We start from the raw sequence: 22,958 nt of genomic DNA, 5'->3' as shown, positions 1-22,958 counted from the left end.
CCGGGCGGGCGGCGCGCTGGCCCGCCTCGCGGGTCCGGGGCGCGGGCTCGATCCGGACGCGCTCTCGGCCGCCCTCGACGCCCTGCGCACGGATCTGCGCGGCATCGAGGCGGGCCTCGCGGCGCTGGCCCGGGAGGCGAGCGATCTCGCCCGCCGGCAGGCCGGGGCCGCGAGCGCGATCGACGCGGCGGCGGCGCGGGTGCGGACCCAGGCCGAGCGCCTCGCCCTGGTGCCGGCCGAGACCGTGTTCGGCGGCTTCGCGCGCTCGCTGCGCGAGACCGCCCGCGAGCAGGGCCGCGAGATCGACCTCACCGTCACGGGCCTCGACCTGCCCCTCGACCGGGGTCTCCTGCAGATCCTGAAGGACCCGGTCCTGCACGCGCTGCGCAACGCCCTGAGCCACGGCGCCGAGCCGCCGGAGGCCCGCCGCCGCGCCGGCAAGCCGCCGGCGCTCGCGATCCACTTCGAGATCGGCCTGCGCGGTGGGCGTCTCCACATCGGCGTCCACGACGACGGGGCGGGCCCGAACCTCCCGGCGATCGAGGCCAATGCCCGCCGCCGGGGCCTGCTCTCCCCCGGCGAGGCGGCCGAGCCCGACGCCCTCCTCGGCCTCGTCTTCGAGCCCGGCTTCTCGACGGCGCAGGCGGTCGACACCCTGTCGGGCCGGGGCTTCGGGCTGTCGGTCGTCGCCGACGCGGTGCGCTCCCTGCGCGGCAGCGTGCGGCTCGAGCCGCGCGAGCCCTGGGGCACATCCCTCGTGATGAGCCTGCCGCTCTCGGCCTCCCGCCGCACCCTGCTCCTCGTCGAGGCGGGCGGCGCGGTCTACGCCCTGCCCGGCGCGTCGGTGGAGCGCCTGCTGCGCCACGAGCGCGCGCGCCTCGGCCGCGCCCTAGGGCGGCCGGTCCTGTCGATCGAGGGCGACGGCGCGGAGCGGACCCTGCCGGTCTACACCCTGTCCGAGCTCGTCGGTGCGCCCTCGGCCGAGCCGGTGGAGGGGGCGAGCCTCACGGCCGTGCTGCTGCGGTCCGCCGGCGGCTTCGTGCTCGCGGTCGAGGCCCTTCGCGACGTGCGCACCCTGCTCGTCCTGCCCGCACCCCCGATCGGGGCCGACGCGGCGATCGTGTCGGGCACCGTGATCCTGCCCGGCGACGTGCCGGCCCTCGTTCTCGACCCGGAGGGGCTTGCCGCGCGGGCCGCCGAGGCCAGATCAGCCGGCATCGCGGGCGGCGCGGCGGAATCGCGCGCCGACCCGGGCGGAACGGGCGCTGCGGCGCCACGTTCGACGATTCTCGTCGTGGACGATTCCATCACCACGCGGACTTTGGAGAAGGGGATCTTGGAAGCGGCCGGGTACCGCGTGGTCGTCTGCGTCGACGGGCAGGACGCTCTCGACCGGCTGCGCGCCGATATCGAGAGGGTCGACCTCGTCGTCGCGGACGTGGAGATGCCCCGCCTCGACGGGTTCGGCCTCCTCAAGGCGCTGCGCGCCGACGAGGCCTTCGCACGCCTGCCGGTGATCCTGATGACCTCCCGGGGCGACGCCGAGGACGTGAACCGCGGGCTGGAACTCGGCGCGGACGCCTATCTGACCAAGCAGAAATTCGACCAGCGCCAGCTCCTCGACACGATCGGGCAGCTGCTGTGAACGGGGGCGCCGCGTCCGATGGCCCGGTCCGGGTGATGCTCGTCGAGGACAGCCTCGTCGTGCGCCACCTCCTGACGCACATCGTCGGGCGCGACCCGCGCCTCCTCCTCGTCGCGGCGGTGGCCTCGGGCGAGGAGGCGCTGGAGCAGATCGCCGCCGTGCGGCCCGACGTGATCTCCATGGACATCCGCCTGCCCGGCATCGACGGCCTGGAGACGACCCGTCGCATCATGGCCGAGCATCCGACCCCGATCGTCGTGGTGGCGGATTCGGTCGAGGATGCCTCGCTTCGCATCTCCATGAACGCCCTGCGCGCCGGCGCCCTCTCGGTGGTCGAGAAGCCGGTCGCCACGACCCATTCCGGCTACGACGCGGTGGCCGGCGAGATCTGCACGCAATTGCGCATCATGGCCCAGGTGCCGGTGATCCGGCGCCGGCCGATCGGCTCCGAATGGGCCGGGCGCCGCCCCGCCCCCCAGGCCGCGCCGGACGCCGACCCGCCGGACCGGCCGACGATCCTCGCCATCGCGGCCTCGACCGGCGGGCCGCCGGCGCTCGCCCGCGTCATCGGCGCCCTGCCGGAGGATTTCCCCCTCCCCGTCCTCGTCGTCCAGCACATGGGCGCGGCCTTCATGGAGGGCTTCGCCGCCTGGCTCAACGGCGTGGTGCCGCTGCCCGTGGCCCTCGCCCGGGACGGCGAGCGGGCCGAGGGCGGCCGCGTCTACGTGGCGCCGGGCGACCGGCACCTCGAACTCGGCCCGAACGGCATCCTGCGCATCCTCGACTCGGCCCCCGTGGGCGGCCAGAGGCCGGCCGCCACCGTTCTGTTCCGCTCGCTCGCGCGCCACGCCGGGAACCGAGGCATCGGGGTGCTCCTCACCGGCATGGGCGAGGACGGCGCGCTCGGCCTCCTCGACATGCGCCGGGCTGGCGCCGAGACCATCGCCGAGCACGAGAGCACGGCGGTCGTCTACGGGATGCCGGCCGCCGCCGTGCGCCTCTCCGCCGCCCGCGGCGTGCTCCCCCTCGACCGCGTGGCCGGGCAGATCCTGCGGGTCATCCAGCCGGATCCGCAGCCGTGAGCGAGGGGCCACGCCCGCGCCTCCTGCTGGTGGAGGATTCGGAGACGCAGGCCCTGGAGCTGCGCCTGCTCCTCGAGAGCCGCGGCTTCGCGGTGGAGCGCTGCCCCACGGCGGAGGCCGCGCTCGATCACCTCAACACCAGCCTCCCCGACCTCGTGGTCGCCGACCACCACCTGCCCGGCATGAACGGGGACGAGTTCACGCGGCAGCTGCGCCTGTCGCTGCGCACCCGCGCCCTGCCCCTCCTGATGCTGACGGGCGCCCGCGACGGGGAGCGCCAGGGGCTGGAGAGCGGGGCCGACGCCTACGTGGCGAAATCGGCCGACCGCGACCTCCTGATCCTGCGCATCCGCGCGCTGCTGCGCGAGCGCAAGGGCGGTTCGTCCGCCGAGGGGCCGGGCGTCGCCGCCTTCCGGCGCGGGCGTGTCCTCGTGGTCGACGGCAGCGCCACCTACCGCACCTTCCTCGCCGGGCTCCTCACCCAGGAGGGCCACGCGGTCACCGCCGCGGACGGGCCCGAGGCGGCCCTCGCCGCCCTCGATGCGCCGGGCGCCACCTTCGACTGCGTGACGCTCGACCTCCTCGGGCCGGCCTATGACGGGCTCGACCTGTGCCGGGCCATCGATGCGCGGCGCGCCTCCGCCGAGGGGGCCGCGCCCTTCCACCTCGTCGGCATCGCCGGGAGCGCGCCCGCCAAGGATTTCCTCGTCGCCGCCTTCGCGGCCGGCGCCGACGACGTGGTGTCGAAGGCGGACGGCGACGTCCTCGTGATGCGGGTGCGCGGCCTCGTCCGCCGCCGCCTGCTGGAGGAGGACAACCGCCGCATCGCGGGCGAGTTCGGCGACCGGGAGCGGGAGCTGGAGCGGGCCCGCGCCGAGGCCGAGGCGGCCGAGGCCCGTGCCAAGCTCGCGGGCGCCCTGGAACAGGCGAACCGGGACCTCGCGGACGCCAACCGCAAGCTCACGGAGGCGCAGGCGAAGCTCGTCCAGGCCGCCAAGATGGCCTCGCTCGGCGAACTCGTGGCCGGCATCGCCCACGAGATCAACAACCCCCTCGCCTTCATCCTGGCGCATCAGGGCACCGTCGAGCGCCTCCTCGGCGAGGTGCCGGCACCCCCCGGCGACGCCCTGGCCGAGCGCTCGCTCGCCAAGGCGCGGGATCGCATCGGCTCGATGCGGATGGGGCTCACCCGCATTCAGGACCTCGTGCTGAACCTGCGCAAGTTCTCCCGCCTCGACGAGGGCGAGCGCTCCCGGGTGCACGTGCCCGAGGCGATCGAGACGGTGCTGGCGCTGATCCAGCACAAGCTCGGCGGCCGCATCGCGGTGGAGCGGGACTTCTCCGGCCGCCCCGAGATCCACTGCACCCCCGCCCTCCTCAATCAGGTCGTGATGAACATCCTCGGCAACGCCGCCGACGCGATGCCCGAGGGCGGCACGATCCGCATCGTGACCGAGAGCAGCGCCGACACCGACGTCATCCGCATCAGCGACACGGGGCCCGGCATCTCCGAGGATCTGCGGGAAAAGATCTTCGAGCCCTTCTTCACGACGAAGCCCGTGGGCTCCGGGACCGGCCTCGGGCTCGCGATTGCATACAGCGTCGTTCAGGCGCATAGCGGCTCGCTCACCGTCGAGACGGCGTCAGGAGGTGGAGCCTGCTTCGTGATCGGCATCCCACGGCAGGCGGACAGCGCATGACGAGAGGCACGATCCTAGCCGTCGACGACGAGCCGGACATCCTGATCGCCCTCGAGGACCTGTTCGAGGAGACCTATCGCGTCGTCACCACGACGAAGCCCGCCCAGGCGCTGGCGATGCTCGTCGAGGATCCGGACATCGCCGTGATCCTCTCCGACCAGCGCATGCCCGACATGACCGGCGACGCCATGCTGGCGGAGGCCCGCAGCTTCCACGAGGCGCAGGCGATCCTGCTGACGGGCTACGCGGATATCAGCGCGGTCATCGCGGCGCTCAACCGGGGCGGGATTACCGGCTACGTCACGAAACCGTGGGATGCGGCGCTGCTGCGCCACACGGTCGGCAACGCGTTCGACCGGCACCGGCTCGGGCGCGAGCTCGCCACGGAGCGCGCCCTGCTGCGGGGGCTCCTGGAGCATTCCGACGACGCGATCTCGTTCAAGGACGCGCGCGCGCGCTTCGTGCGCCTCAACGCCCGCAAGGCGGCTCTGCTCGGCAGCGATGCCGGATCCTGCCTCGGGCGGACGGAGGCCGAGGTGGCGGGGGACCGCGGTGCGGCCGCGGAGCGGGCGGACGCCGCCGCGATGGCCTCCGGCGAGGCGGTCGAGAGCCTCGACGCGGAGGGCCCGGCCGGCGCCGAGCGCTGGAGCCAGGTGACGCGGGTGCCGATCCGCGACCCCTCCGGCACGATCGCGCATCTCGCCACCATCGAGCGCGACGTCACCGAGCAGAAGTCGCTGGAGGCGCGGCTGCGCCAATCGGACAAGATGCAGGCGCTCGGCACGCTCGCGGGCGGCATCGCGCACGATTTCAACAACCTGCTCACCGCCATCCTCGGGAGCCTGGAACTTGCCGGGCCGAAGGTCGGCGACCAGCCGCGGGTGCGCCGCCTGATCGACAACGCCACCCAGGCCGCGCAGCGCGGCGCCTCCCTCACGAAGCGCCTCCTCAGCTTCAGCCGCTCGCACGACCTGCAGGCCCGCTCGACGGACGTGAACGCCCTGATCGAGGGCATGGACGCCCTGCTCGGACGCAGCCTCGGCGGGCTCGTCACGGTGACGACGCGGCTCGGGCCGGACCTGCCCGCGGCCCTCGTCGACCCGGACCAGCTCGAACTCGCGATCCTCAACCTCTGCATCAACGCCCGCGACGCGATGCCGGAGGGCGGCACCATCACCATCGCCACCGGCCTCGTGCGCGTCGCCGACGACCCGGAACTGCCCGCCGGCAGCTACCTCGCCGTCAGCGTCGCGGATATGGGCACCGGCATCCCGCCGGAGATCCTGCAGCGGGTCTGCGAGCCGTTCTTCACCACCAAGGCGGTGGGCCAGGGGACCGGTCTCGGCCTCGCCATGGTGTTCGGCCTCGCCCAGCAATCGAAGGGGCGGCTGCGCATCGACAGCGCGGTCGGGCGCGGCACCCTGGTGGAGCTGTTGCTGCCGCCGGCCGAGACGGCGGCGGAGGCCGAGGCCGCCCCGGCCGCGGAGGCGCCCGTCGCCGCGCGGCCCGCCCGCATCCTCGTCGTCGACGACGACGAGGAGGTCCGGCACGTCACCGCCTCCTTCCTCAGCGATTTCGGCTACCGGGAGACCGAGGCGCCGGACGGGGCCGCGGCCATTGCCCTCCTGGAGGAGAGCCGCTTCGATCTCGTCGTGGCCGACCTCGCCATGCCCGGCATCACGGGCGTGGACCTCGCCGCGACCGTCCGCGAGCGCTGGCCGGACCTGCCCGTGCTGATCCTGACGGGCCACGCCGAGGCGATGCAGATCCCGGAGGACGTGCCGGTCCTCAAGAAGCCGTTCGGCTCGGGCGACCTCGCGGCGCGGGTCTCGAAGCTGCTGGAGGGCGGGGCCGGATAGGCCGCCGGGCACCGGCCGCCCCCGCCTCAGCCGCAGGTGGTGAGCTGGTGGGCGCAGGTGCGGGGCATCCAGCCCCGGTGGACCGCCCCGGAAGGCATCCGCACGTCCATCGCGATCCAGCGGCCGAGGCAGCCGCGCAGCAGCTGCGCCCGGCCCGCGCCGGGATTGTCGGTCACCGCGAGGTCGTAGCGCCGAGCTCCGGCGCCCGCATCAGGACACGCGCGGCCTTCGGGCTCGTTGCGGCCGGCAACGAAAATGGGGCGGCCTCTCGGCCGCCCCTCTCGTCTGATCGCCTGATCGCTGCGGCTCAGGCCGCGGCGGCCTCGCCGCCCTGGGCCGGGCCCGAATCCTTGCCGCGGGCGTCGACGTCCCGGTCCACGAACTCGATGACCGCCATCGGGGCGTTGTCGCCATAGCGGAAGCCGGCCTTCATGATGCGGCAATAGCCGCCCGGGCGGGCGTTGTAGCGCGGGCCGAGCACGGCGAAGAGCTTCTTCACCATCGCCTCGTCGCGCAGCTGCGACATGGCGAGGCGCCGGGCATGGACGCTGTCGGTCTTGCCGAGCGTGATCAGCTTCTCGACGACCGGACGCAGGTCCTTCGCCTTCGGCAGGGTGGTGATGATCTGCTCGTGCTTGATCAGCGCGGCGGACATGTTGGCGAACATCGCCTTGCGGTGCTCGACCGTGCGGTTGAAGCGGCGACCGCGGAAACCGTGACGCATGATTGGCTGTCCTTCGTTCTATGGCCGCCGTGCCACGGTACGGCCAGGCGCCTCGGGAGCGAGGCTGTTCGTTCCGCTTGACCCCGCGGCGGGATGTCTCGGCGAAGGGCCCGGCGACGATGCGCCGGGTCCCGATCGACGTCTCGGGTTAGGCGAGCGCCTCAGTAATGCTCCTCGAAGCGCTTGGCGAGATCCTCGATGTTCTCCGGCGGCCAGCCCGGCACGTCCATGCCGAGGTGCAGGCCCATGCCGGCGAGCACTTCCTTGATCTCGTTGAGCGACTTGCGGCCGAAGTTCGGGGTGCGCAGCATCTCACCCTCCGACTTCTGGATGAGGTCGCCGATATAGACGATGTTGTCGTTCTTCAGGCAGTTCGCCGAACGGACCGACAGCTCGAGCTCGTCCACCTTCTTGAGCAGCGCCGGGTTGAAGGGGAGTTGCGGCGCGAGCGGCGCGGCCTCCTCCTTGCGGGGCTCCTCGAAGTTCACGAAGACCTGCAGCTGGTCCTGGATGATGCGCGCGGCGTAGGCCAGCGCATCCTCCGGCGAGACCGCGCCGTTGGTCTCGACCGTCATGGTCAGCTTGTCCTTGTCGAGGTCCTGGCCCTCGCGGGTCGTCTCGACGCGGTAGGAGACCTTGGTCACCGGCGAGAACAGGGCGTCGACCGGGATGAGGCCGATCGGGGCGTCCTCGGGACGGTTGCGCTCGGCCGGGACGTAGCCCTTGCCGGTGGCGACCGTGAACTCCATGCGGATCTCCGCCCCGTCGTCGAGGGTGCAGATCGCGAGGTCGGGGTTCAGGATCTGGATGTCGCCGACGACGCCGATGTCGCCCGCCGTCACGACGCCGGGTCCGGTCTTGCGCAGGGTCATGCGCTTCGGCTGGTCGGTCTGCGAGCGGATCGCGATGGTCTTGATGTTGAGGACGATGTCGGTGACGTCCTCGCGCACGCCCGGGATCGAGGAGAACTCGTGCAGCACGCCGTCGATCTGCACCGAGGTCACGGCCGCGCCCTGGAGCGAGGACAGCAGCACCCGGCGCAGCGAGTTGCCGAGGGTCGTGCCGAAGCCGCGCTCGAGCGGCTCGGCCACGACGGTGGCGACGCGCTTCGGGTCGTCCCCGGTCGTCACCTGGAGCTTGTTCGGCTTGATGAGCTCTTGCCAGTTCTTCTGAATGACCACGATCCTACCTCTCGCAATACGGGCGCGGTCCGCTCGCGTGGTCCGCGCGGGATGCCGGTCCCTTCACCCCCGCCGGGACCGGCGTCCGAATGGTTGCCTAATGTGCCGCGACCCAGAGCTCCGGCACGAAGCTGTATCCGGCGCCCTCACGCACGACGTAGCCGAGCGCCGGGAATTCGAGATGCGAGCCCCCGATGAAGCTGCGGCTGCCCGCCACCTCGTCGAGGATCCGCTTGCGCGTGGAGCGGGCCTGATCCCCGTCCACGTCGAAGCTGACGCCGGCCTCCGGCTGCTTGAACTGGATCGCGGGCAGGTGCACCACGTCCGTCCACATCATCAGCGTCCTGTCCCCGGACGTGATCCGGAAGCCCGTATGGCCCGGCGTGTGGCCGGGCAGGTGCACGGCGGTGACGCCCGGCACCACCTCCTCGCCCCCGCCGATCGTCCGGGTGCGGCCGGCATAGGGTGCGGTCGCCTTGGCGGCGATCTCGAAATAGGGCTTGGCCCCCTCCGGCGCACGGGCGAGCGCGCCCTCGCCGAGCCAGTGCGCCTGCTCGTCGGCGTGGAGCACGATCTCGGCGTTCGGATAGGCCGCCTTCCCCCCCGCGAGCAGCCCGCCCGCGTGGTCGGGGTGAAGGTGGGTGAGGAGAACGGTCTCGATCTCCTCCGGCTTCACCCCTGCATGGGCGAGGGCCGCCGGCACGCGCCCCAGGGTGTCGCCGCCGAAGCCACCGAAGCCCGTGTCGATCAGCACCGGCTTGCGGCCGGGACCGGTGATCAGGAAGGCGTTCAGCGTGATCCGGGGGGCCTCAGCACGAAAGCCGGCCGCCTGTAGCGCGCCGGCCTCCGCCTTGGAGATGCCCGTGACGAGGTCGATGGAGCCCTGCAGGTAACCGTCGTTGAGGACGGTGACCGTCAGATCGCCGAGCTGCCAGCGCAGGGCGCCCGGGAGCGGCTTCGAACCTTCCGCCACGAATATCCCTCCGTGTTCCGATGCCTCGCCGAGCCCCGCTCAGACGCGGCGGCGCTTGCGCGGGCGGCAGCCGTTATGCGGGATCGACGTGACGTCGCGGATCGAGGTCACGGTGAAGCCCGCCGCCTGCAGCGCGCGGAGCGCCGACTCGCGGCCGGAGCCCGGACCCGACACCTCGACCTCCAGGGTGCGCATGCCGTGCTCGGACGCCTTGCGGGCGGCATCCTCGGCGGCGACCTGCGCGGCGTAGGGAGTCGACTTCCGCGAGCCCTTGAAGCCCATCGCGCCGGCCGACGACCACGAGATCGTGTTGCCCTGCGCGTCCGTGATCGTGATCATCGTGTTGTTGAACGACGCGTTCACGTGGGCGACGCCCGAGACGATGTTCTTGCGTTCGCGCCGGCGGACGCGGGTCGGTTCCTTGGCCATATCTCTCGCTCACTTCCTTCAGGCACGCCCGTAACACCAGGCGCTCGGGATTTTTCTTGGGGATCGGGCGGCGCCGCCTCGCAGGGCCGTGCCGCCTCGTTGCCGACGCCGGAGCGCCCGGCGCGACGGGCAGGGAGGCCGCGCGGCGGCCTCCCAAGCCGAAACCTTACTTCTTCTTGCCGGCGATCGGCTTCGCCTTGCCCTTGCGGGTGCGGGCGTTGGTGTGCGTGCGCTGGCCGCGGACGGGCAGGCTGCGGCGATGGCGCAGGCCGCGGTAGCAGCCGAGATCCATCAGGCGCTTGATGTTCATCGAGACTTCGCGGCGCAGATCGCCCTCGACGAGATAGTCGCGGTCGATCGTCTCGCGGATCTGGAGCACCTCGGCGTCGGTGAGCTGGTTCACGCGGCGCTCGGCCGGGATGCCGACCTTCTCGGTGATCTCCTCGGCCTTCTTGGAGCCGATGCCGTGGATGTATTGAAGCGCGATGACGACGCGCTTGTTCGTCGGGATGTTGACGCCTGCGATACGGGCCAAGGTGCTGCTCCATATGGCCCCACGCCTGCGGCGGGGGCTCTACTCGGGTGTCGCGCGCGTCCGGTGGAGTCCGGCCCCTGCGCGCCGCTAACGACAAATCGGCCCGCGGCCGCCCCGTACGGGACGCCCCGGACCAACTTCCGTCTGGACGAAGACCGGCCTGCTAGCGCGGGCCGGGTGTCTTGTCAACCGCATGGTGCGGCTCAGGAGACGGCTTTCTCCGCGTGGCGCTCCAGCAGGGCGAAGAGATCCTGCGTCACCGCGTCGATCGGCTTCATGCCGTCGACCGTCTCCAGCATGCCGGTCCCGGAATAATGGTCGGAGAGCGGAGCGGTCTGGCGGCGATAGGCGTCGAAGCGGGTCTTGAACACCTCCGGCGTGTCGTCCTTGCGGACCGGCAGGCCCTTGGCGGCGGTCTCCTCGGCGCGCTTGGCGATGCGCCCGACGAGGGCGTCCTCGTCCACCTTCAGCTCGATCACCGTCGAGAGGGACAGCCCCTTCTCGGCTAGCATCGCGTCGAGGGCCTTCGCCTGCTCGACCGTCCGCGGGAAGCCGTCGAGGATGAAGCCGCGCTTGGCATCCGCCTCCTCGATCCGGTCCGCCACGATGCCGACCACGACCGAGTCGGGCACGAGGCCCCCGCTCTCCATCACCGCCTTCGCCTCGAGGCCGACCGGCGTGCCGGCGGCGACCGCCGCGCGCAGCATGTCCCCGGTGGAGAGCTGCGGTATGCCGAACCGCTCGACGATCCGCTCGGATTGGGGTCCCTTGCCCGCCCCGGGGGGCCCGAGCAGAATGATCCGCATGGCGTCTGTCCTCGTCCATTGCCCGCATTCGGGCTTGCAGGGCGTCTACCCGGCGAAGCCTCCCCGGCATCGCCGCCGTCCGACACGTTCTAGCGGTTTTCGGCCCCCCGTGGAGTCGGAGAAAGGGCCAACGCTGACGTGTCGGCGGGGTTTGTTTCCCGCGCTCAGCGCCGCCGGGTCGTCGTCGAGGCGCCGCGCAGCTTCGCCTTCTTCACGAGACCCTCGTACTGGTGCGCCATCAGGTGCCCGTGGATCTGCGCGACCGTGTCCATCGTCACCGAGACGACGATGAGGAGCGAGGTGCCGCCGAAGCCCAGGCTCGCCGAGGCGTAGGAGGCCAGGATCTCCGGCACGAGGCAGACGAAGGTGAGGTAGAGCGCGCCGATCGCCGTGATGCGGGTCAGCACCTTGTCGATGAAGGTGGCGGTGCGCTCGCCCGGACGAATGCCGGGGATGAAGCCGCCATGCTTCTTCAGGTTGTCTGCCGTCTCCTGCGGGTTGAACACCACGGCCGTGTAGAAGAAGGCGAAGAAGATGATCAGGGCGGCGTAGAGCAGCATGTAGAGCGGCCGCCCGTGCCCGAGATAGGTCGTCAGCGTGCCGAGGATCCCCGTCGAGCCCTGGTTGGCCGAGAAGCTCGCCACCGTCGCCGGCAGCAGCAGCAGGGAGGAGGCGAAGATCGGCGGGATCACGCCCGAGGTGTTGAGCTTGAGCGGCAGGAACGAGGTCTGGCCCTCGTACATGCGGTTGCCGACCTGGCGCTTCGGGTAGTTGATCAGGAGCCGGCGCTGGGCGCGCTCCATGAACACGATGAAGTAGACGAGCCCCACCGCCGCGACGCCGACGCCGAGGATCACGGCCGAGGAGAGCGCGCCCGTGCGGCCGAGTTCCAGCGCGCCAATGATGGCGGTGGGCAGGTGGGCGACGATGCCGGCGAAGATGATCAGCGAGGAGCCGTTGCCGATGCCCCGCGAGGTGATCTGCTCGCCGATCCACATCAGGAACAGGGTGCCGCCGGTGAGCGTGATCACCGTGGAGAGCAGGAAGAACGGACCGGGGTCGATCGCCGCGCTCGAGCTCTGCAGGCCGACGGCGATGCCCCAGGACTGGACGAGCGCCAGGAGCACCGTGAGGTAGCGCGTGTACTGGTTGATGACCTTGCGGCCGGACTCGCCCTCCTTCTTCAGCGTCTCCAGGCTCGGGATCACCGAGGTGAGGAGCTGGATGATGATCGAGGCCGAGATGTAGGGCATGATGTTGAGCGCGAAGATCGCCATGCGCTCCACCGCCCCGCCCGAGAACATGTTGAACAGGCCGAGCACGCCGCCCGCCTGCTGCTGGAAGTTCCGCGCGAACTGCTCCGGGTCGATGCCCGGGATCGGGATGTAGGTGCCCAGCCGGAACACCACGAGCGCGCCGAGCGTGAACCAGATGCGCTTCTTGAGCTCATCGGCCTTCGCGATCGCCCCGAAATTGAGGTTGGCGGCAAGCTGCTCGGCGGCTGAGGCCATGGCCGGATTCCTGAGATCGGATGGTGCGGGGCTCCGGGGAGCACCCGTGAAAACGAAGCGGCGGCCACGCGCGAGGTCGCACGGGCCGCCGCTCAGCGCTTCGACTTAAGGGCTGTCCAAACCCGGCGCAACTGCCCGTCAGGCCGTCGCCGCGGCCGAGCCCCGGGTCGACACGCCGGAGGCGTAGACGACCGTAACGCTGCCGCCGGCCTTCTCGACCGCCTCGATGGCGGACTTGGAGGCGCGGGTGACCTCGAAGGCGAGCTTGGTGCTGAGCTCGCCGACGCCGAGGAGCTTCACGCCGTCGCGGGGACGGGCGATGATGCCGGCCTCGACGAGCGCCTCGACCGTGACGGTCGCGCCCTTGTCGAGCCGGCCCGCCTCGATCGCCTCCTGGACCCGGCCGAGATTCACCTCGTTCAGGTCGGCGGCGTGGATGTTGTTGAAGCCGCGCTTCGGCAGGCGACGATGCAGCGGCATCTGACCGCCCTCGAAGCCCTTGATGGACACGCCGGTCCGGGCCTTCTGGCCCTTCACGCCGCGTCCCGCGGTCTTGCCCTTGCCGGAGCCGATGCCCCGGCCGACGCGCATTCGGTTCTTGGTCGCGCCGTCGTTGTCGCGGATCTCGTTGAGCTTCATCTCGCCCTCCTCAAGCCGCGCCGTCGAGGACGCGCACGAGGTGATGCACCTTGCGGATCATGCCGCGCACCGAGGGCGTGTCCTCGAGCTCGGAGATGCGGTGCAGCTTGTTCAGCTTGAGGCCGATCAGCGTCGCGCGCTGAGAGGCCTCACGGCGGATCGGCGAGCCGATCTGCTGGACGCGGACAGTCTTGGTAGCCATGCTGCCCTCCCCTTACGCCACGGCCGCTTCGGACATGTCGGACGGGTCGGCATCGCGGCGCCGGGCCTGGAGGGCCGACACCTTGAGGCCGCGGCGCGCGGCGACCGCGCGCGGGCTGTCCTCGTTCTTGAGCGCCTCGAAGGTGGCGCGCACGAGGTTGTAGGGGTTCGAGGAGCCGAGGCTCTTCGCCACCACGTCCTGCATGCCGAGCGTCTCGAAGACGGCGCGCATCGGGCCGCCCGCGATGATGCCGGTGCCCTGGGGCGCGGCGCGCAGGATGACCTTGCCGGCGCCGTGGCGGCCGTGCACGTCGTGGTGCAGGGTCCGGCCCTCGCGCAGCGAGACGCGGATCAGGCCGCGCTTGGCCGCCTCGGTCGCCTTGCGGATCGCCTCCGGCACCTCGCGGGCCTTGCCGTGGCCGAAGCCGACGCGGCCCTTCTGGTCGCCGACGACGACGAGGGCCGCGAAGCCGAAGCGACGGCCGCCCTTCACCACCTTGGCGACGCGGTTGATGTGGACGAGCTTGTCCACGAACTCGCTGTCGCGCTCCTCGCGCTCGTCGCGGCGGCCGCGGCCACCGCCTTCACGTTCACGTGCCATCTTGTACCTTGTCTCTCTCACTGACGCGGGCGGCGGGCCCGCTCGCTTGATGCCGTCCGTCTCGGGGGCGGCGGACCGCCCCCTCACCGCCGATCAGAAGTCGAGGCCACCCTCGCGGGCGGCGTCGGCGAGCGCCTTGATGCGCCCGTGGAAGATGTAGCCCGAGCGATCGAAGATCACCTGCGTGACCCCGGCCGCCTTGGCGCGCTCGGCGACGAGCTTGCCGACGGCGGAGGCCGCCGCGACGTCCGCGCCGGTCTTCAGGCTCGCCTTCAGATCCTTCTCCAGCGACGAGGCGGAGGCCAGGGTGCGGCCCTGCGCATCGTCGATGACCTGGACGTAGATCTGCTTCGAGGAGCGGAACACCGAGAGCCGGGGCCGCCCGTTGGCCGCCGCCCGCAGCGCGCGGCGCACACGCGCCTTGCGGCGGTCGAGTGCTTCGTTCTTGCGTGACATGGTGGCGGGTCCTTACTTCTTCTTGCCTTCCTTGCGGAAGATGAACTCGCCCGCATACTTCACGCCCTTGCCCTTGTAGGGCTCGGGGCCGCGATAGTCGCGGATCTCGGCGGCGACCTGGCCGACACGCTGCCGGTCGATCCCGGAGATCACGATCTCCGTGGGCTTGGGCGTCACGATCGTGATGCCGGCCGGGATCTCGTACTCGATGTCGTGGCTGTAGCCGAGCGACAGCTTGAGGGCCTTGCCGGCCATCGCGGCGCGGTAGCCGACGCCGGTGATCTCGAGCTTCTTCTCGAAGCCCTTCGACACGCCCTCGACGAGGTTCGCGACCTGCGCCCGGGAGGTGCCCCACAGCGAGCGGGCCTCCTTGGACTGGTTCTTCGGCGTGACCGAGATCGCGCCGTTCTCCAGGGCGACATCGACGAGGCTCGGCACGACGAACTGCAGCTCGCCCTTGGAACCCTTCATCTTCACCGTCTGGCCCGTCACCGTGGCCGTCACGCCGGACGGGACGGACACGGGCTTCTTGCCTACGCGAGACATAGCCTTCTCCTCTCGCCTGCGATCAGAACACCTTGCAGAGCAACTCGCCGCCGACGTTGCGCTCGCGCGCCTCGTGGTCGGCCATGACGCCCTGCGGGGTGGACACGATGGTGATGCCGAGGCCGTCGGCGACGCGGGGCAGCTCGCCGACCGACGAGTAGACCCGGCGGCCGGGCTTCGACACGCGCTGGATCGAGCGGATGACGGGCTTGCCGTCGTAGTATTTCAGCTCGATCGCGAACTCGGTGCGCCCGTTGCCGAGGTCCGTGGTCGCGTAGTCGCGGATGTAGCCCTCGGACTTGAGGACGTCGAGAACGCTGGCGCGCAGGCGCGAGCCGGGCGTCTGCACGACGTTGCGGCGGCGCTGCTGACCGTTGCGGATGCGGGTGAGCATATCACCCACGGGATCGTTGACCATGGTGACTGCCTCCTTACCAGCTCGACTTGACGAGACCGGGGATCAGGCCCCGGTTGCCGAGCTCACGCAACGCGACGCGCGAGATGCCCATCTTGCGATAGAAGGCGCGCGGACGGCCGGTCATCTCGCAGCGGTTGCGGATGCGCGTGGCCGACGAGTTGCGGGGCAGCTCCGCGAGCTTGAGGCGCGCCTCGAAGCGCTCCTCCATCTCGAGGGACTCGTTGTTGGCGGTCGCGAGCAGCGCCTTGCGCTTCTCGGCGAAGCGCTTCACCAGCGCCTTGCGGTGGTTGTTCTTCTCGACTGAGCTTTTCTTAGCCATGCTGTCTCTCTCCAGTGTCCGCGTCTAAGAGCGTCGCCGCTCTTACTGCCGGAACGGGAAGCGGAAATGCTTGAGGAGGGCGCGGGCCTCCTCGTCGGTCTTGGCCGTCGTGGTGACCACGATGTCCATGCCCCACATCTGCTCGGCCTTGTCGTACGAGATCTCCGGGAACACGAGGTGCTCCTTGAGGCCGAGGGCGAAGTTGCCGCGCCCGTCGAACGACTTCGGGTTCAGGCCGCGGAAGTCGCGGACGCGCGGGAGCGCGATCGTGATCAGCCGGTCCATGAACTCGTACATGCGCGTCTTGCGCAGGGTGACCTTGCAGCCGATCGGCATGCCCTCGCGGACCTTGAAGGTCGCGATCGCCTTGCGGGCCCGGGTGATGACCGGCTTCTGGCCGGCGATCAGCGCGAGGTCGCCCGCGGCGACCGTGGCCTTCTTCGAATCGGCGGTCGACTCGCCGACGCCCATGTTGATGACGATCTTCTCGATCTGCGGCACCTGCATGGGGTTCTTGTAGCCGAACTCCTCGATCAGCTTCTGCCGAACCACCTCGTCGTAATGCTTGCGCAGACGCGGGGTGTAGGCGTCCATGTTTGCCTCAGCCATCGATCAGATCCCCCGAGCGCTTGGCGAACCGAACCTTGCGGCCGTCCTCGAGAATGCGGAAACCCACACGCGTCGCCTTGCCGTCCTTGGGATCGGCGACCGCGATGTTGGACAGGTGAATGGCGGCCTCCTTCGAGATGATGCCGCCCTCCTGGCTCTGCGTCTGGCGCTGGTGGCGCTTGACGAGGTTGATACCGCGCACGAGGGCCCGGTTCTCCTTCGGCAGGACCTGGATGACCTCCCCGGAGCGACCCGCGTCGCGGCCGGTGAGGACGACGACCGTGTCGCCCTTCTTGATCTTGGCAGCCATCACAGCACCTCAGGAGCCAGCGAGATGATCTTCATGTGGTTGCGTGCGCGCAGTTCCCGCGGCACGGGCCCGAAGATGCGGGTGCCGATCGGCTCCTTCTGATTGTTGATCAGGACGGCGGCGTTCTTGTCGAAGCGGATGACCGAGCCGTCGGGACGCTTCACGTCCTTGGCGGTGCGAACGACGACCGCCTTCATGACGTCGCCCTTCTTCACGCGGCCGCGCGGGATGGCCTCCTTCACGGAGACCACGATGATGTCGCCGACGCCGGCGTACTTGCGCTTCGACCCGCCGAGCACCTTGATGCACATCACGCGGCGTGCACCAGAATTGTCGGCGACGTCCAGATTCGTCTGCATCTGGATCACGGGAGTGACCTTTCCTTGTTTCAGGCGGGTTTCCGCACGCGGGCGGTATTGCCCGGCGGACGACGCCTGATGGGGATCTGATGTCCCCGGCTCATATGACAGACCGCGCTATCGGCGCTTGGTGGCACCGGCGCGGTCACCGCAGTCGACGGGGGATGCCAGGCATCCCCTCTGAACTTTCGCGAAGGCCGGTCGGTTACACCGTCCGGGCGATTCGCGCAAGGGTGTCTTCGCGAGCGCCTCAGGCGCTCGCGGCGACCTCGTTGCCCTCGACGAGCTTCCAGGTCTTGGTCTTGGAGAAGGGGCGGCACTCCTCGATGAACACCGTCTGCCCGACCTTGGCGGCATTCGCCTCGTCATGGGCATGGTAGTTCTTCGAGCGGCGGACGGTCTTCTTCATCACCGGATGGGTGAAGCGGCGCTCCACCTTCACGACGATGGTCTTCTCGCCCTTGTCGCTGACGACGACGCCCTGCAATACGCGCTTCGGCATGGTGGACTCCTCAGGCCTGCGTCGAGGCCAGCGTCTTCTGACGCTGCAGCGTGCGGACACGGGCGATGTCGCGACGGACCTCGCGGACGCGGGCGACGTTCTCGAGCTGGCCGGTGGCCCCCTGGAAGCGCAGGTTGAACTGCTCCTTCTTGAGGTTCAGCAACTCGTCGTTCAGCTGATCCGCGGACAAGGCCTTCAGATCAGACAGTCTCTGGGACGACTTCATGATCTCCCTCCTCAATCTGCGATGCGGGCGACGACGCGGGTCCGCACGGGGAGCTTGGCCGCGCCGAGGCGCAGGGCCTCACGGGCGATATCCTCGGCGACGCCGTCGACCTCGAACATGATGCGGCCAGGATGGACGCGGGCGGCCCAGTAATCCGGCGCGCCCTTGCCGGAGCCCATGCGGACCTCGGTGGGCTTGGACGACACGGGGACGTCCGGGAACACGCGGATCCAGACGCGGCCCTGGCGCTTCATCTCGCGGGTGATCGCGCGGCGGGCCGCCTCGATCTGCCGCGCGGTGACGCGCTCGGGCTCCACGGCCTTCAGGCCGAACTGGCCGAAGTTCAGGTCGAAGCCGCCCTTGGCCGTCCCGTGGATGCGGCCCTTGAACTGCTTGCGGAACTTCGTCTTCTTGGGTTGCAGCATGGCAGCCTCTCAAACCTTCCTGTCGCGCGGAGCGCCGATCACGCGTTGGCGTGATCGCGCCGGCCGCGCTCGCGGCCACCCTCACCGTCGCGCTCACGACGGCCGCCGGACCGGCCACCCTCGTCCTGCGCCTTCTTGTCCTGCGCCATCGGGTCGTGCTCGAGGATCTCGCCCTTGAACACCCACACCTTGATGCCGCACGTCCCGTAGGTCGTGAAGGCGGTGGCCGTGCCGTAATCGACGTCGGCGCGCAGCGTGTGCAGGGGCACGCGGCCCTCGCGGTACCACTCGGTCCGGGCGATCTCGGCACCGCCGAGACGGCCCGAGCAGGTGATGCGGATACCCTCGGCGCCGAGGCGCATCGCCGACTGCACGGCGCGCTTCATGGCGCGACGGAAGGCGACGCGGCGCTCGAGCTGCTGGGCGATCGAGTCGGCCACGAGCGTGGCGTCGATCTCGGGCTTGCGCACCTCGACGATGTTGATCGTCACGTCGGCCTTGGTCATCGTGCCGACGAGCTTGCGCAGCTTCTCGATGTCCGCGCCCTTCTTGCCGATCACCACGCCCGGGCGGCCCGAGTGGATGGTGACGCGGCACTTCCGGTGCGGGCGCTCGATGACGATCTTCGAGACCGCGGCCTGCTTGAGCTGCTTCATGAGGGCGGCGCGGATCGCGACGTCCTCGTGCATCAGCCTGGCGTACTCGCCCTTCTGGGCGAACCAGCGGGAATCCCACGTCCGGTTGATGCCGAGACGCAGACCGATCGGATTGACTTTCTGGCCCATCAGATCCTCCTCACGCCGCTTCGGCGGACGGGACTTCGCGAACCACGATGGTGAGGTTCGAGAAGGGCTTCAGGATGCGGGCGCCGCGGCCACGCGCACGGGCGTGGAACCGCTTCAGGACGAGCGCCTTGCCGACGAAGGCCTGGGAGACGACGAGATCGTCGACGTCCAGGTCGTGGTTGTTCTCGGCGTTGGCGATCGCGCTCTCGAGGCACTTCTTGACCTCGCGGGCGATCCGCTTGCGGGAGAATTCGAGGTCGGCGAGCGCCGACTCGACCTTCTTGCCGCGAATGAGCTGCGCGACGAGATTCAGCTTCTGGGGGCTGACGCGGAGCATCCGCGCGACCGCCTTGGCCTCGTTCTCGGGGAGCGCGCGGGGGGTTGCGGGCTTGCCCATATCAGCGCCTCTTCGCCTTCTTGTCGGCCGCGTGACCGTGGAAGGTGCGGGTCGGCGAGAACTCGCCGAACTTGTGACCGACCATCTCCTCGGACACGTAGACCGGGATGTGCTTCTGCCCGTTGTGCACACCGAAGGTGAGCCCGACGAACTGCGGCAGGATCGTGGAGCGGCGGCTCCAGATCTTGATGACTTCGTTGCGGCTGGATCCGCGCGCGGTCTCAGCCTTCTTGAGGAGGTAGCCGTCGACGAACGGCCCCTTCCAGAGGGAGCGTGCCATGGTGGTTACTTCTTGCGGTTGTGGCGGCTGGACAGGATGAAGGTGTCGGTCCGCTTGTTGGACCGGGTCTTCTTCCCCTTCGTGGGCACGCCCCACGGCGTGACCGGGTTACGGCCGCCCGAGGTGCGTCCCTCGCCGCCGCCGTGCGGGTGGTCGACCGGGTTCATCGCGACGCCGCGGTTGTGCGGGCGCTTGCCGAGCCAGCGGTTGCGGCCGGCCTTGCCGAGCGAGATGTTCATGTGGTCGGGGTTCGAGACCGCGCCCACGCTCGCGAAGCACTGACCGTGCACGAGGCGCTGCTCGCCCGAGTTCAGGCGCAGCGTCACGTAGCCCTGGTCGCGGCCGACGATCTGGGCGTAGTTGCCCGCGGACCGGGCGATCGCGCCGCCCTTGCCGATCTTCAGCTCGACATTGTGGACGATCGTGCCCACCGGCATGTTGCCGATCGGGCCGGCATTGCCCGGCTTGATGTCGACCTGCTCGGCCGCCACCACCTTGTCCCCGGCCTGCAGGCGCTGGGGAGCCAGGATGTAGCTCTGCTTGCCGTCCGGGTAGTTGATCAGCGCGATGAACGCCGTGCGGTTCGGATCGTACTCGATCCGCTCGACCGTCGCCGTCACGCCGAGCTGGTCGCGACGCTTGAAGTCGACGTTGCGCAGGGCGCGCTTGTGACCGCCGCCGCGGAAGCGGACGGTGATGCGACCGAGATTGTTGCGGCCGCCCGTGGACGACTTGCCCTCGGTCAGCGCCTTCACCGGCTTGCCCTTGTAGAGCTCACGGCGGTCGACCAGCACGAGCTGGCGCAGGCTCGGCGTGACCGGTTTGAATGTCTTCAAGGCCATCGGCTTGGTTCCCTAAACCCGGTCGTCTCAGAGGCCCGTCGTGACGTCGATCGAATCGCCCTCGGCGAGGGTGACGATCGCCTTCTTCACGTCCGAACGCTGTCCGCGCAACCCGCGGAAGACCTTCTTCTTGCCCTTCGTCACGAGCGTGTTCACCGCCGTGACCTTGACGTCGAACAGCTTCTCGACCGCTTCCTTGATCTGCGGCTTCGAGGCCTTCGGCGCGACGCGGAACACGACCTTGTTCTGCTCGGTCAGGTTCGTCGCCTTCTCGGTGATCACGGGCGAGACGATCACGTCGTAGTGGCGCGGATCGGCACTCATTTGAAACGCGCCTCCAGCGCATCGACCGCCGCGCGGGTGAGAACGAGCTTCTCACGGCGCAGGATGTCGTAGACGTTGATGCCCTGCACCGGCAGGACGTCGATCTGCGGCAGGTTGCGGGCGGCGCGACCGAAGTTCGCGTCGATCTCCGCGCCGCCGATGATGAGGGCGCTCGACAGTCCGAGCTTGCCGAAGCGCTCGGACAGGACCTTGGTCTTGCCCTCGGCGAGCTTGACGTCGTCGATGACGATCAGCGTCTCGCTCTTGGCCTTGGACGAGAGGGCGTGGCGCAGCGCCAGCGCGCGGACCTTCTTGGGAAGGTCGTGGCCGTGGTCGCGCACCACCGGGCCGAAGGCCCGGCCGCCGCCGCGGAACTGGGGCGCGGAGGCCGCGCCGTGGCGGGCGTTGCCGGTGCCCTTCTGCTTGTAGAGCTTCTTGCGCGTCCGGTTCACGTCCGAGCGGTTCTGCACGGCGTGGGTGCCGGCGCGGCGCTTGGCGAGCTGCCAGCGGACCATGCGCTGCAGCAGGTCGGCGCGGGGCTCGAGGCCGAAGATGGCCTCGTCGAGCTCGACCGAGCCGGCGCCTTCGCCTTCGAGCGTGGTGATATCGAGCTTCATCACGCGTTCTCCTCGGAAGCGGGAGCCTCGGGAGCCGTGGCAGCGTTGCCGTTCTCACGGAACTTGCCCGGCAGCGGAACATCGGCGGGGAGCTTGCGCTTCACCGCGTCGCGGACCTGGATCCAGCCGCCGGCGACGCCCGGCACCGCACCCTCGACGAGGATGAGGCCGCGCTCGGGGTCGGTGCGCACGACGCGCAGGTTCTGGGTGGTCACGCGCTCGACGCCGAGATGGCCCGGCATCTTCTTGTTCTTGAAGGTCTTGCCCGGATCCTGACGGCCGCCGGTCGAACCGATCGAGCGGTGCGAGATCGACACGCCGTGCGTGGCGCGCAGGCCGCCGAAGTTCCAGCGCTTCATGCCGCCGGCGAAGCCCTTACCCGTGGTCGTGCCCGTGACGTCCACGAACTGGCCGGGGATGAAGTGGTCCGCGGTGATCTCGGCGCCGACCGGGATCAGCGAATCCTCGCTGACGCGGAACTCGGCGAGCTTCTGCTTCGGCTCGACCTTGGCGACGGAGAAGCGGCCGCGCTCGGCGCGGGACACGTTCTTGACCTTGGCCTTGCCGACGCCGACCTGCAGCGCGACGTAGCCGTTCTTCTCGACGGTGCGGTGGGCAACCACCTGGCATTGATCGATCTTGAGCACGGTGACGGGGACATGCTCCCCCGCATCCGTGAAGATGCGGGTCATGCCGACCTTCTGTGCAATGACGCCTGAGCGCATAGGTGTCTCCCTCGCGCGATGAAACGGTAAGCTCTAAGCCTCAGCGGCTCAGAGCTTGATCTCCACGTCCACGCCAGCGGCGAGGTCGAGCTTCATCAGCGCGTCCACGGTCTGGGGGGTCGGATCGACGATATCGAGCACCCGCTTGTGCGTGCGCATCTCGAACTGCTCGCGCGACTTCTTGTCGATGTGGGGCGAGCGGTTGACCGTGAACTTCTCGATATGCGTCGGCAGCGGAATCGGGCCGCGGATCTGGGCGCCGGTGCGCTTGGCGGTGGAGACGATCTCGCGGGTCGAGGCATCGAGGATGCGATGATCGAACGCCTTGAGGCGGATGCGGATATTCTGACCGTTCATGACCTGAAACCTCGGCGGGAATGTCGAAGGGCGGGCGCGAGGGCCCACCCCTCGATCTGTCCCTGCGGGAGTTGCTCGCGCTGCTGCTTACTCGTTGATGGCTGCGACGACGCCTGCGCCGACGGTTCGGCCGCCCTCGCGGATGGCGAAGCGCAGCTTCTCCTCCATGGCGACGGGCACGATCAGCGCGACGTCCATGGTCACGTTGTCGCCCGGCATCACCATCTCGGTGCCCTCCGGCAGGGTGCACACGCCCGTCACGTCCGTGGTGCGGAAGTAGAATTGCGGGCGGTAGTTGGTGAAGAACGGCGTGTGGCGCCCGCCCTCCTCCTTGGTCAGGATGTAGGCCTCGGCCTTGAACTTGGTGTGCGGCTTCACCGAACCCGGCTTGCACACGACCTGGCCGCGCTCCACGTCCTCGCGCTTGGTGCCGCGCAGCAGCACGCCGACGTTGTCGCCCGCCTGGCCCTGGTCGAGCAGCTTGCGGAACATCTCGACGCCGGTCACCGTGGTGGTCTGGGTGGCGCGGATGCCCACGATCTCCACCGTCTCGCCGACCTTGATGATGCCGCGCT

The 22,958-nt window shown here is 69.9% G+C and carries 34 protein-coding genes; 4 read left to right on the top strand and 30 right to left on the bottom strand.

The window, feature by feature from the left end:
* From E1J50_RS20085 to E1J50_RS20070, 4 genes are all read left to right on the top strand, one after another.
* The coding region (locus E1J50_RS20085; protein ID WP_132255587.1) for a hybrid sensor histidine kinase/response regulator at nt 1–1,645 on the top strand (1,645 nt) is incomplete at its 5' end.
* A gap of 35 nt (nt 1,646–1,680) precedes the next feature.
* On the top strand, nt 1,681–2,727 hold the full coding sequence (cheB, locus tag E1J50_RS20080; protein WP_132255588.1) for a chemotaxis-specific protein-glutamate methyltransferase CheB: 1,047 nt from the start codon (nt 1,681–1,683) through the stop codon (nt 2,725–2,727).
* The gene (locus tag E1J50_RS20075) at nt 2,724–4,427 is read left to right on the top strand and encodes a response regulator (RefSeq protein ID WP_132255586.1); all 1,704 of its coding nucleotides are present in this window, start codon (nt 2,724–2,726) and stop codon (nt 4,425–4,427) included. Before cheB ends, E1J50_RS20075 begins: the two co-directional genes overlap by 4 nt.
* A complete protein-coding gene (locus E1J50_RS20070) occupies nt 4,424–6,286 on the top strand; it encodes a response regulator (RefSeq protein WP_132255585.1) in 1,863 nt (620 codons plus the stop codon). The genes E1J50_RS20075 and E1J50_RS20070 overlap by 4 nt, the downstream gene beginning before the upstream one ends.
* A 26-nt stretch (nt 6,287–6,312) precedes the next feature.
* On the opposite strand, the gene E1J50_RS27495 is transcribed toward E1J50_RS20070, so the two are convergent.
* From E1J50_RS27495 to E1J50_RS19925, 30 genes are all read right to left on the bottom strand, one after another.
* On the bottom strand, nt 6,313–6,462 hold the full coding sequence (locus E1J50_RS27495; protein WP_165937929.1) for a hypothetical protein: 150 nt from the start codon (nt 6,460–6,462) through the stop codon (nt 6,313–6,315).
* 131 nt (nt 6,463–6,593) lie between these two features.
* On the bottom strand, nt 6,594–7,010 hold the full coding sequence (gene rplQ, locus E1J50_RS20065; protein WP_132255584.1) for a 50S ribosomal protein L17: 417 nt from the start codon (nt 7,008–7,010) through the stop codon (nt 6,594–6,596).
* A 161-nt stretch (nt 7,011–7,171) separates the two neighbouring features.
* Nucleotides 7,172–8,209, bottom strand: a complete 1,038-nt coding sequence (locus tag E1J50_RS20060; RefSeq protein WP_405029772.1) for a DNA-directed RNA polymerase subunit alpha — start codon at nt 8,207–8,209, stop codon at nt 7,172–7,174.
* Between the two features lie 79 nt (nt 8,210–8,288).
* Nucleotides 8,289–9,164: an MBL fold metallo-hydrolase gene (locus tag E1J50_RS20055; RefSeq protein WP_132255582.1), complete on the bottom strand. Its 876-nt coding sequence runs from the start codon at nt 9,162–9,164 to the stop codon at nt 8,289–8,291.
* 39 nt (nt 9,165–9,203) lie between these two features.
* The gene (rpsK, locus tag E1J50_RS20050) at nt 9,204–9,593 is read right to left on the bottom strand and encodes a 30S ribosomal protein S11 (protein WP_109895534.1); all 390 of its coding nucleotides are present in this window, start codon (nt 9,591–9,593) and stop codon (nt 9,204–9,206) included.
* 166 nt (nt 9,594–9,759) lie between these two features.
* Entirely contained in the window at nt 9,760–10,128 is a 369-nt protein-coding gene (gene rpsM / locus E1J50_RS20045) for a 30S ribosomal protein S13 (RefSeq protein ID WP_132255581.1), read from the bottom strand.
* Nucleotides 10,129–10,331: 203 nt separating this feature from the next.
* Complete coding sequence (locus E1J50_RS20040) at nt 10,332–10,934, bottom strand: adenylate kinase (RefSeq protein WP_132255580.1); 603 nt, start codon at nt 10,932–10,934, stop codon at nt 10,332–10,334.
* 164 nt (nt 10,935–11,098) lie between these two features.
* Nucleotides 11,099–12,445: a preprotein translocase subunit SecY gene (gene secY, locus E1J50_RS20035; RefSeq protein ID WP_132255579.1), complete on the bottom strand. Its 1,347-nt coding sequence runs from the start codon at nt 12,443–12,445 to the stop codon at nt 11,099–11,101.
* 138 nt (nt 12,446–12,583) lie between these two features.
* On the bottom strand, nt 12,584–13,084 hold the full coding sequence (gene rplO / locus E1J50_RS20030; protein WP_132255578.1) for a 50S ribosomal protein L15: 501 nt from the start codon (nt 13,082–13,084) through the stop codon (nt 12,584–12,586).
* Between the two features lie 10 nt (nt 13,085–13,094).
* Entirely contained in the window at nt 13,095–13,286 is a 192-nt protein-coding gene (gene rpmD / locus E1J50_RS20025; RefSeq protein WP_132255577.1) for a 50S ribosomal protein L30, read from the bottom strand.
* 12 nt (nt 13,287–13,298) lie between these two features.
* Nucleotides 13,299–13,886 (bottom strand): 30S ribosomal protein S5, encoded by a 588-nt coding sequence (rpsE, locus tag E1J50_RS20020; RefSeq protein ID WP_132255576.1) that lies wholly within the window; start codon nt 13,884–13,886, stop codon nt 13,299–13,301.
* A 93-nt stretch (nt 13,887–13,979) separates the two neighbouring features.
* The gene (gene rplR, locus E1J50_RS20015; protein WP_132255575.1) at nt 13,980–14,342 is read right to left on the bottom strand and encodes a 50S ribosomal protein L18; all 363 of its coding nucleotides are present in this window, start codon (nt 14,340–14,342) and stop codon (nt 13,980–13,982) included.
* A gap of 12 nt (nt 14,343–14,354) precedes the next feature.
* Nucleotides 14,355–14,888 (bottom strand): 50S ribosomal protein L6, encoded by a 534-nt coding sequence (gene rplF / locus E1J50_RS20010; RefSeq protein ID WP_132255574.1) that lies wholly within the window; start codon nt 14,886–14,888, stop codon nt 14,355–14,357.
* 22 nt (nt 14,889–14,910) lie between these two features.
* Nucleotides 14,911–15,306: a 30S ribosomal protein S8 gene (gene rpsH, locus E1J50_RS20005; RefSeq protein ID WP_132255573.1), complete on the bottom strand. Its 396-nt coding sequence runs from the start codon at nt 15,304–15,306 to the stop codon at nt 14,911–14,913.
* Nucleotides 15,307–15,319: 13 nt separating this feature from the next.
* Nucleotides 15,320–15,625 carry a 30S ribosomal protein S14 gene (rpsN, locus tag E1J50_RS20000; RefSeq protein ID WP_132255572.1) on the bottom strand — a complete coding sequence of 102 codons (306 nt, stop codon included), beginning with the start codon at nt 15,623–15,625 and terminating at the stop codon, nt 15,320–15,322.
* Nucleotides 15,626–15,667: 42 nt separating this feature from the next.
* A complete protein-coding gene (gene rplE / locus E1J50_RS19995) occupies nt 15,668–16,234 on the bottom strand; it encodes a 50S ribosomal protein L5 (RefSeq protein ID WP_132255571.1) in 567 nt (188 codons plus the stop codon).
* Nucleotides 16,227–16,544 (bottom strand): 50S ribosomal protein L24, encoded by a 318-nt coding sequence (gene rplX, locus E1J50_RS19990; protein ID WP_109895556.1) that lies wholly within the window; start codon nt 16,542–16,544, stop codon nt 16,227–16,229. The genes rplE and rplX overlap by 8 nt, the downstream gene beginning before the upstream one ends.
* Nucleotides 16,544–16,912, bottom strand: coding sequence for a 50S ribosomal protein L14 (gene rplN / locus E1J50_RS19985; protein ID WP_109895558.1), 369 nt, complete (start codon nt 16,910–16,912; stop codon nt 16,544–16,546). Before rplN ends, rplX begins: the two co-directional genes overlap by 1 nt.
* Before the next feature lie 241 nt (nt 16,913–17,153).
* The gene (gene rpsQ / locus E1J50_RS19980; protein ID WP_132255570.1) at nt 17,154–17,405 is read right to left on the bottom strand and encodes a 30S ribosomal protein S17; all 252 of its coding nucleotides are present in this window, start codon (nt 17,403–17,405) and stop codon (nt 17,154–17,156) included.
* A 10-nt stretch (nt 17,406–17,415) separates the two neighbouring features.
* Nucleotides 17,416–17,631, bottom strand: coding sequence for a 50S ribosomal protein L29 (rpmC, locus tag E1J50_RS19975; RefSeq protein WP_109895562.1), 216 nt, complete (start codon nt 17,629–17,631; stop codon nt 17,416–17,418).
* A gap of 11 nt (nt 17,632–17,642) precedes the next feature.
* Nucleotides 17,643–18,056, bottom strand: coding sequence for a 50S ribosomal protein L16 (gene rplP / locus E1J50_RS19970; protein WP_132255569.1), 414 nt, complete (start codon nt 18,054–18,056; stop codon nt 17,643–17,645).
* Nucleotides 18,057–18,094: 38 nt separating this feature from the next.
* Entirely contained in the window at nt 18,095–18,841 is a 747-nt protein-coding gene (gene rpsC / locus E1J50_RS19965; protein ID WP_132255568.1) for a 30S ribosomal protein S3, read from the bottom strand.
* Between the two features lie 10 nt (nt 18,842–18,851).
* Nucleotides 18,852–19,238: a 50S ribosomal protein L22 gene (gene rplV / locus E1J50_RS19960; protein ID WP_109895568.1), complete on the bottom strand. Its 387-nt coding sequence runs from the start codon at nt 19,236–19,238 to the stop codon at nt 18,852–18,854.
* A 1-nt stretch (nt 19,239) separates the two neighbouring features.
* On the bottom strand, nt 19,240–19,518 hold the full coding sequence (gene rpsS, locus E1J50_RS19955; RefSeq protein WP_109895570.1) for a 30S ribosomal protein S19: 279 nt from the start codon (nt 19,516–19,518) through the stop codon (nt 19,240–19,242).
* A 5-nt stretch (nt 19,519–19,523) separates the two neighbouring features.
* Nucleotides 19,524–20,360: a 50S ribosomal protein L2 gene (gene rplB, locus E1J50_RS19950; RefSeq protein WP_132255567.1), complete on the bottom strand. Its 837-nt coding sequence runs from the start codon at nt 20,358–20,360 to the stop codon at nt 19,524–19,526.
* Nucleotides 20,361–20,387: 27 nt separating this feature from the next.
* On the bottom strand, nt 20,388–20,684 hold the full coding sequence (locus E1J50_RS19945; RefSeq protein WP_132255566.1) for a 50S ribosomal protein L23: 297 nt from the start codon (nt 20,682–20,684) through the stop codon (nt 20,388–20,390).
* Nucleotides 20,681–21,301, bottom strand: a complete 621-nt coding sequence (gene rplD / locus E1J50_RS19940; protein WP_109895576.1) for a 50S ribosomal protein L4 — start codon at nt 21,299–21,301, stop codon at nt 20,681–20,683. Before rplD ends, E1J50_RS19945 begins: the two co-directional genes overlap by 4 nt.
* Nucleotides 21,301–22,026: a 50S ribosomal protein L3 gene (gene rplC, locus E1J50_RS19935; protein ID WP_132255565.1), complete on the bottom strand. Its 726-nt coding sequence runs from the start codon at nt 22,024–22,026 to the stop codon at nt 21,301–21,303. Before rplC ends, rplD begins: the two co-directional genes overlap by 1 nt.
* A 48-nt stretch (nt 22,027–22,074) precedes the next feature.
* Nucleotides 22,075–22,383, bottom strand: coding sequence for a 30S ribosomal protein S10 (gene rpsJ, locus E1J50_RS19930; protein WP_109895582.1), 309 nt, complete (start codon nt 22,381–22,383; stop codon nt 22,075–22,077).
* 87 nt (nt 22,384–22,470) lie between these two features.
* Nucleotides 22,471–22,958 (bottom strand): EF-Tu C-terminal domain-related protein (locus E1J50_RS19925; RefSeq protein ID WP_245516665.1); only part of this gene is annotated, 488 nt, incomplete at its 5' end.

It is taken from the genome of Methylobacterium segetis (assembly GCF_004348265.1).
GTDB classification, from domain to species: Bacteria; Pseudomonadota; Alphaproteobacteria; order Rhizobiales; family Beijerinckiaceae; genus Methylobacterium; species Methylobacterium segetis.
This window is presented reverse-complemented; position numbering and strand designations above follow the sequence as displayed.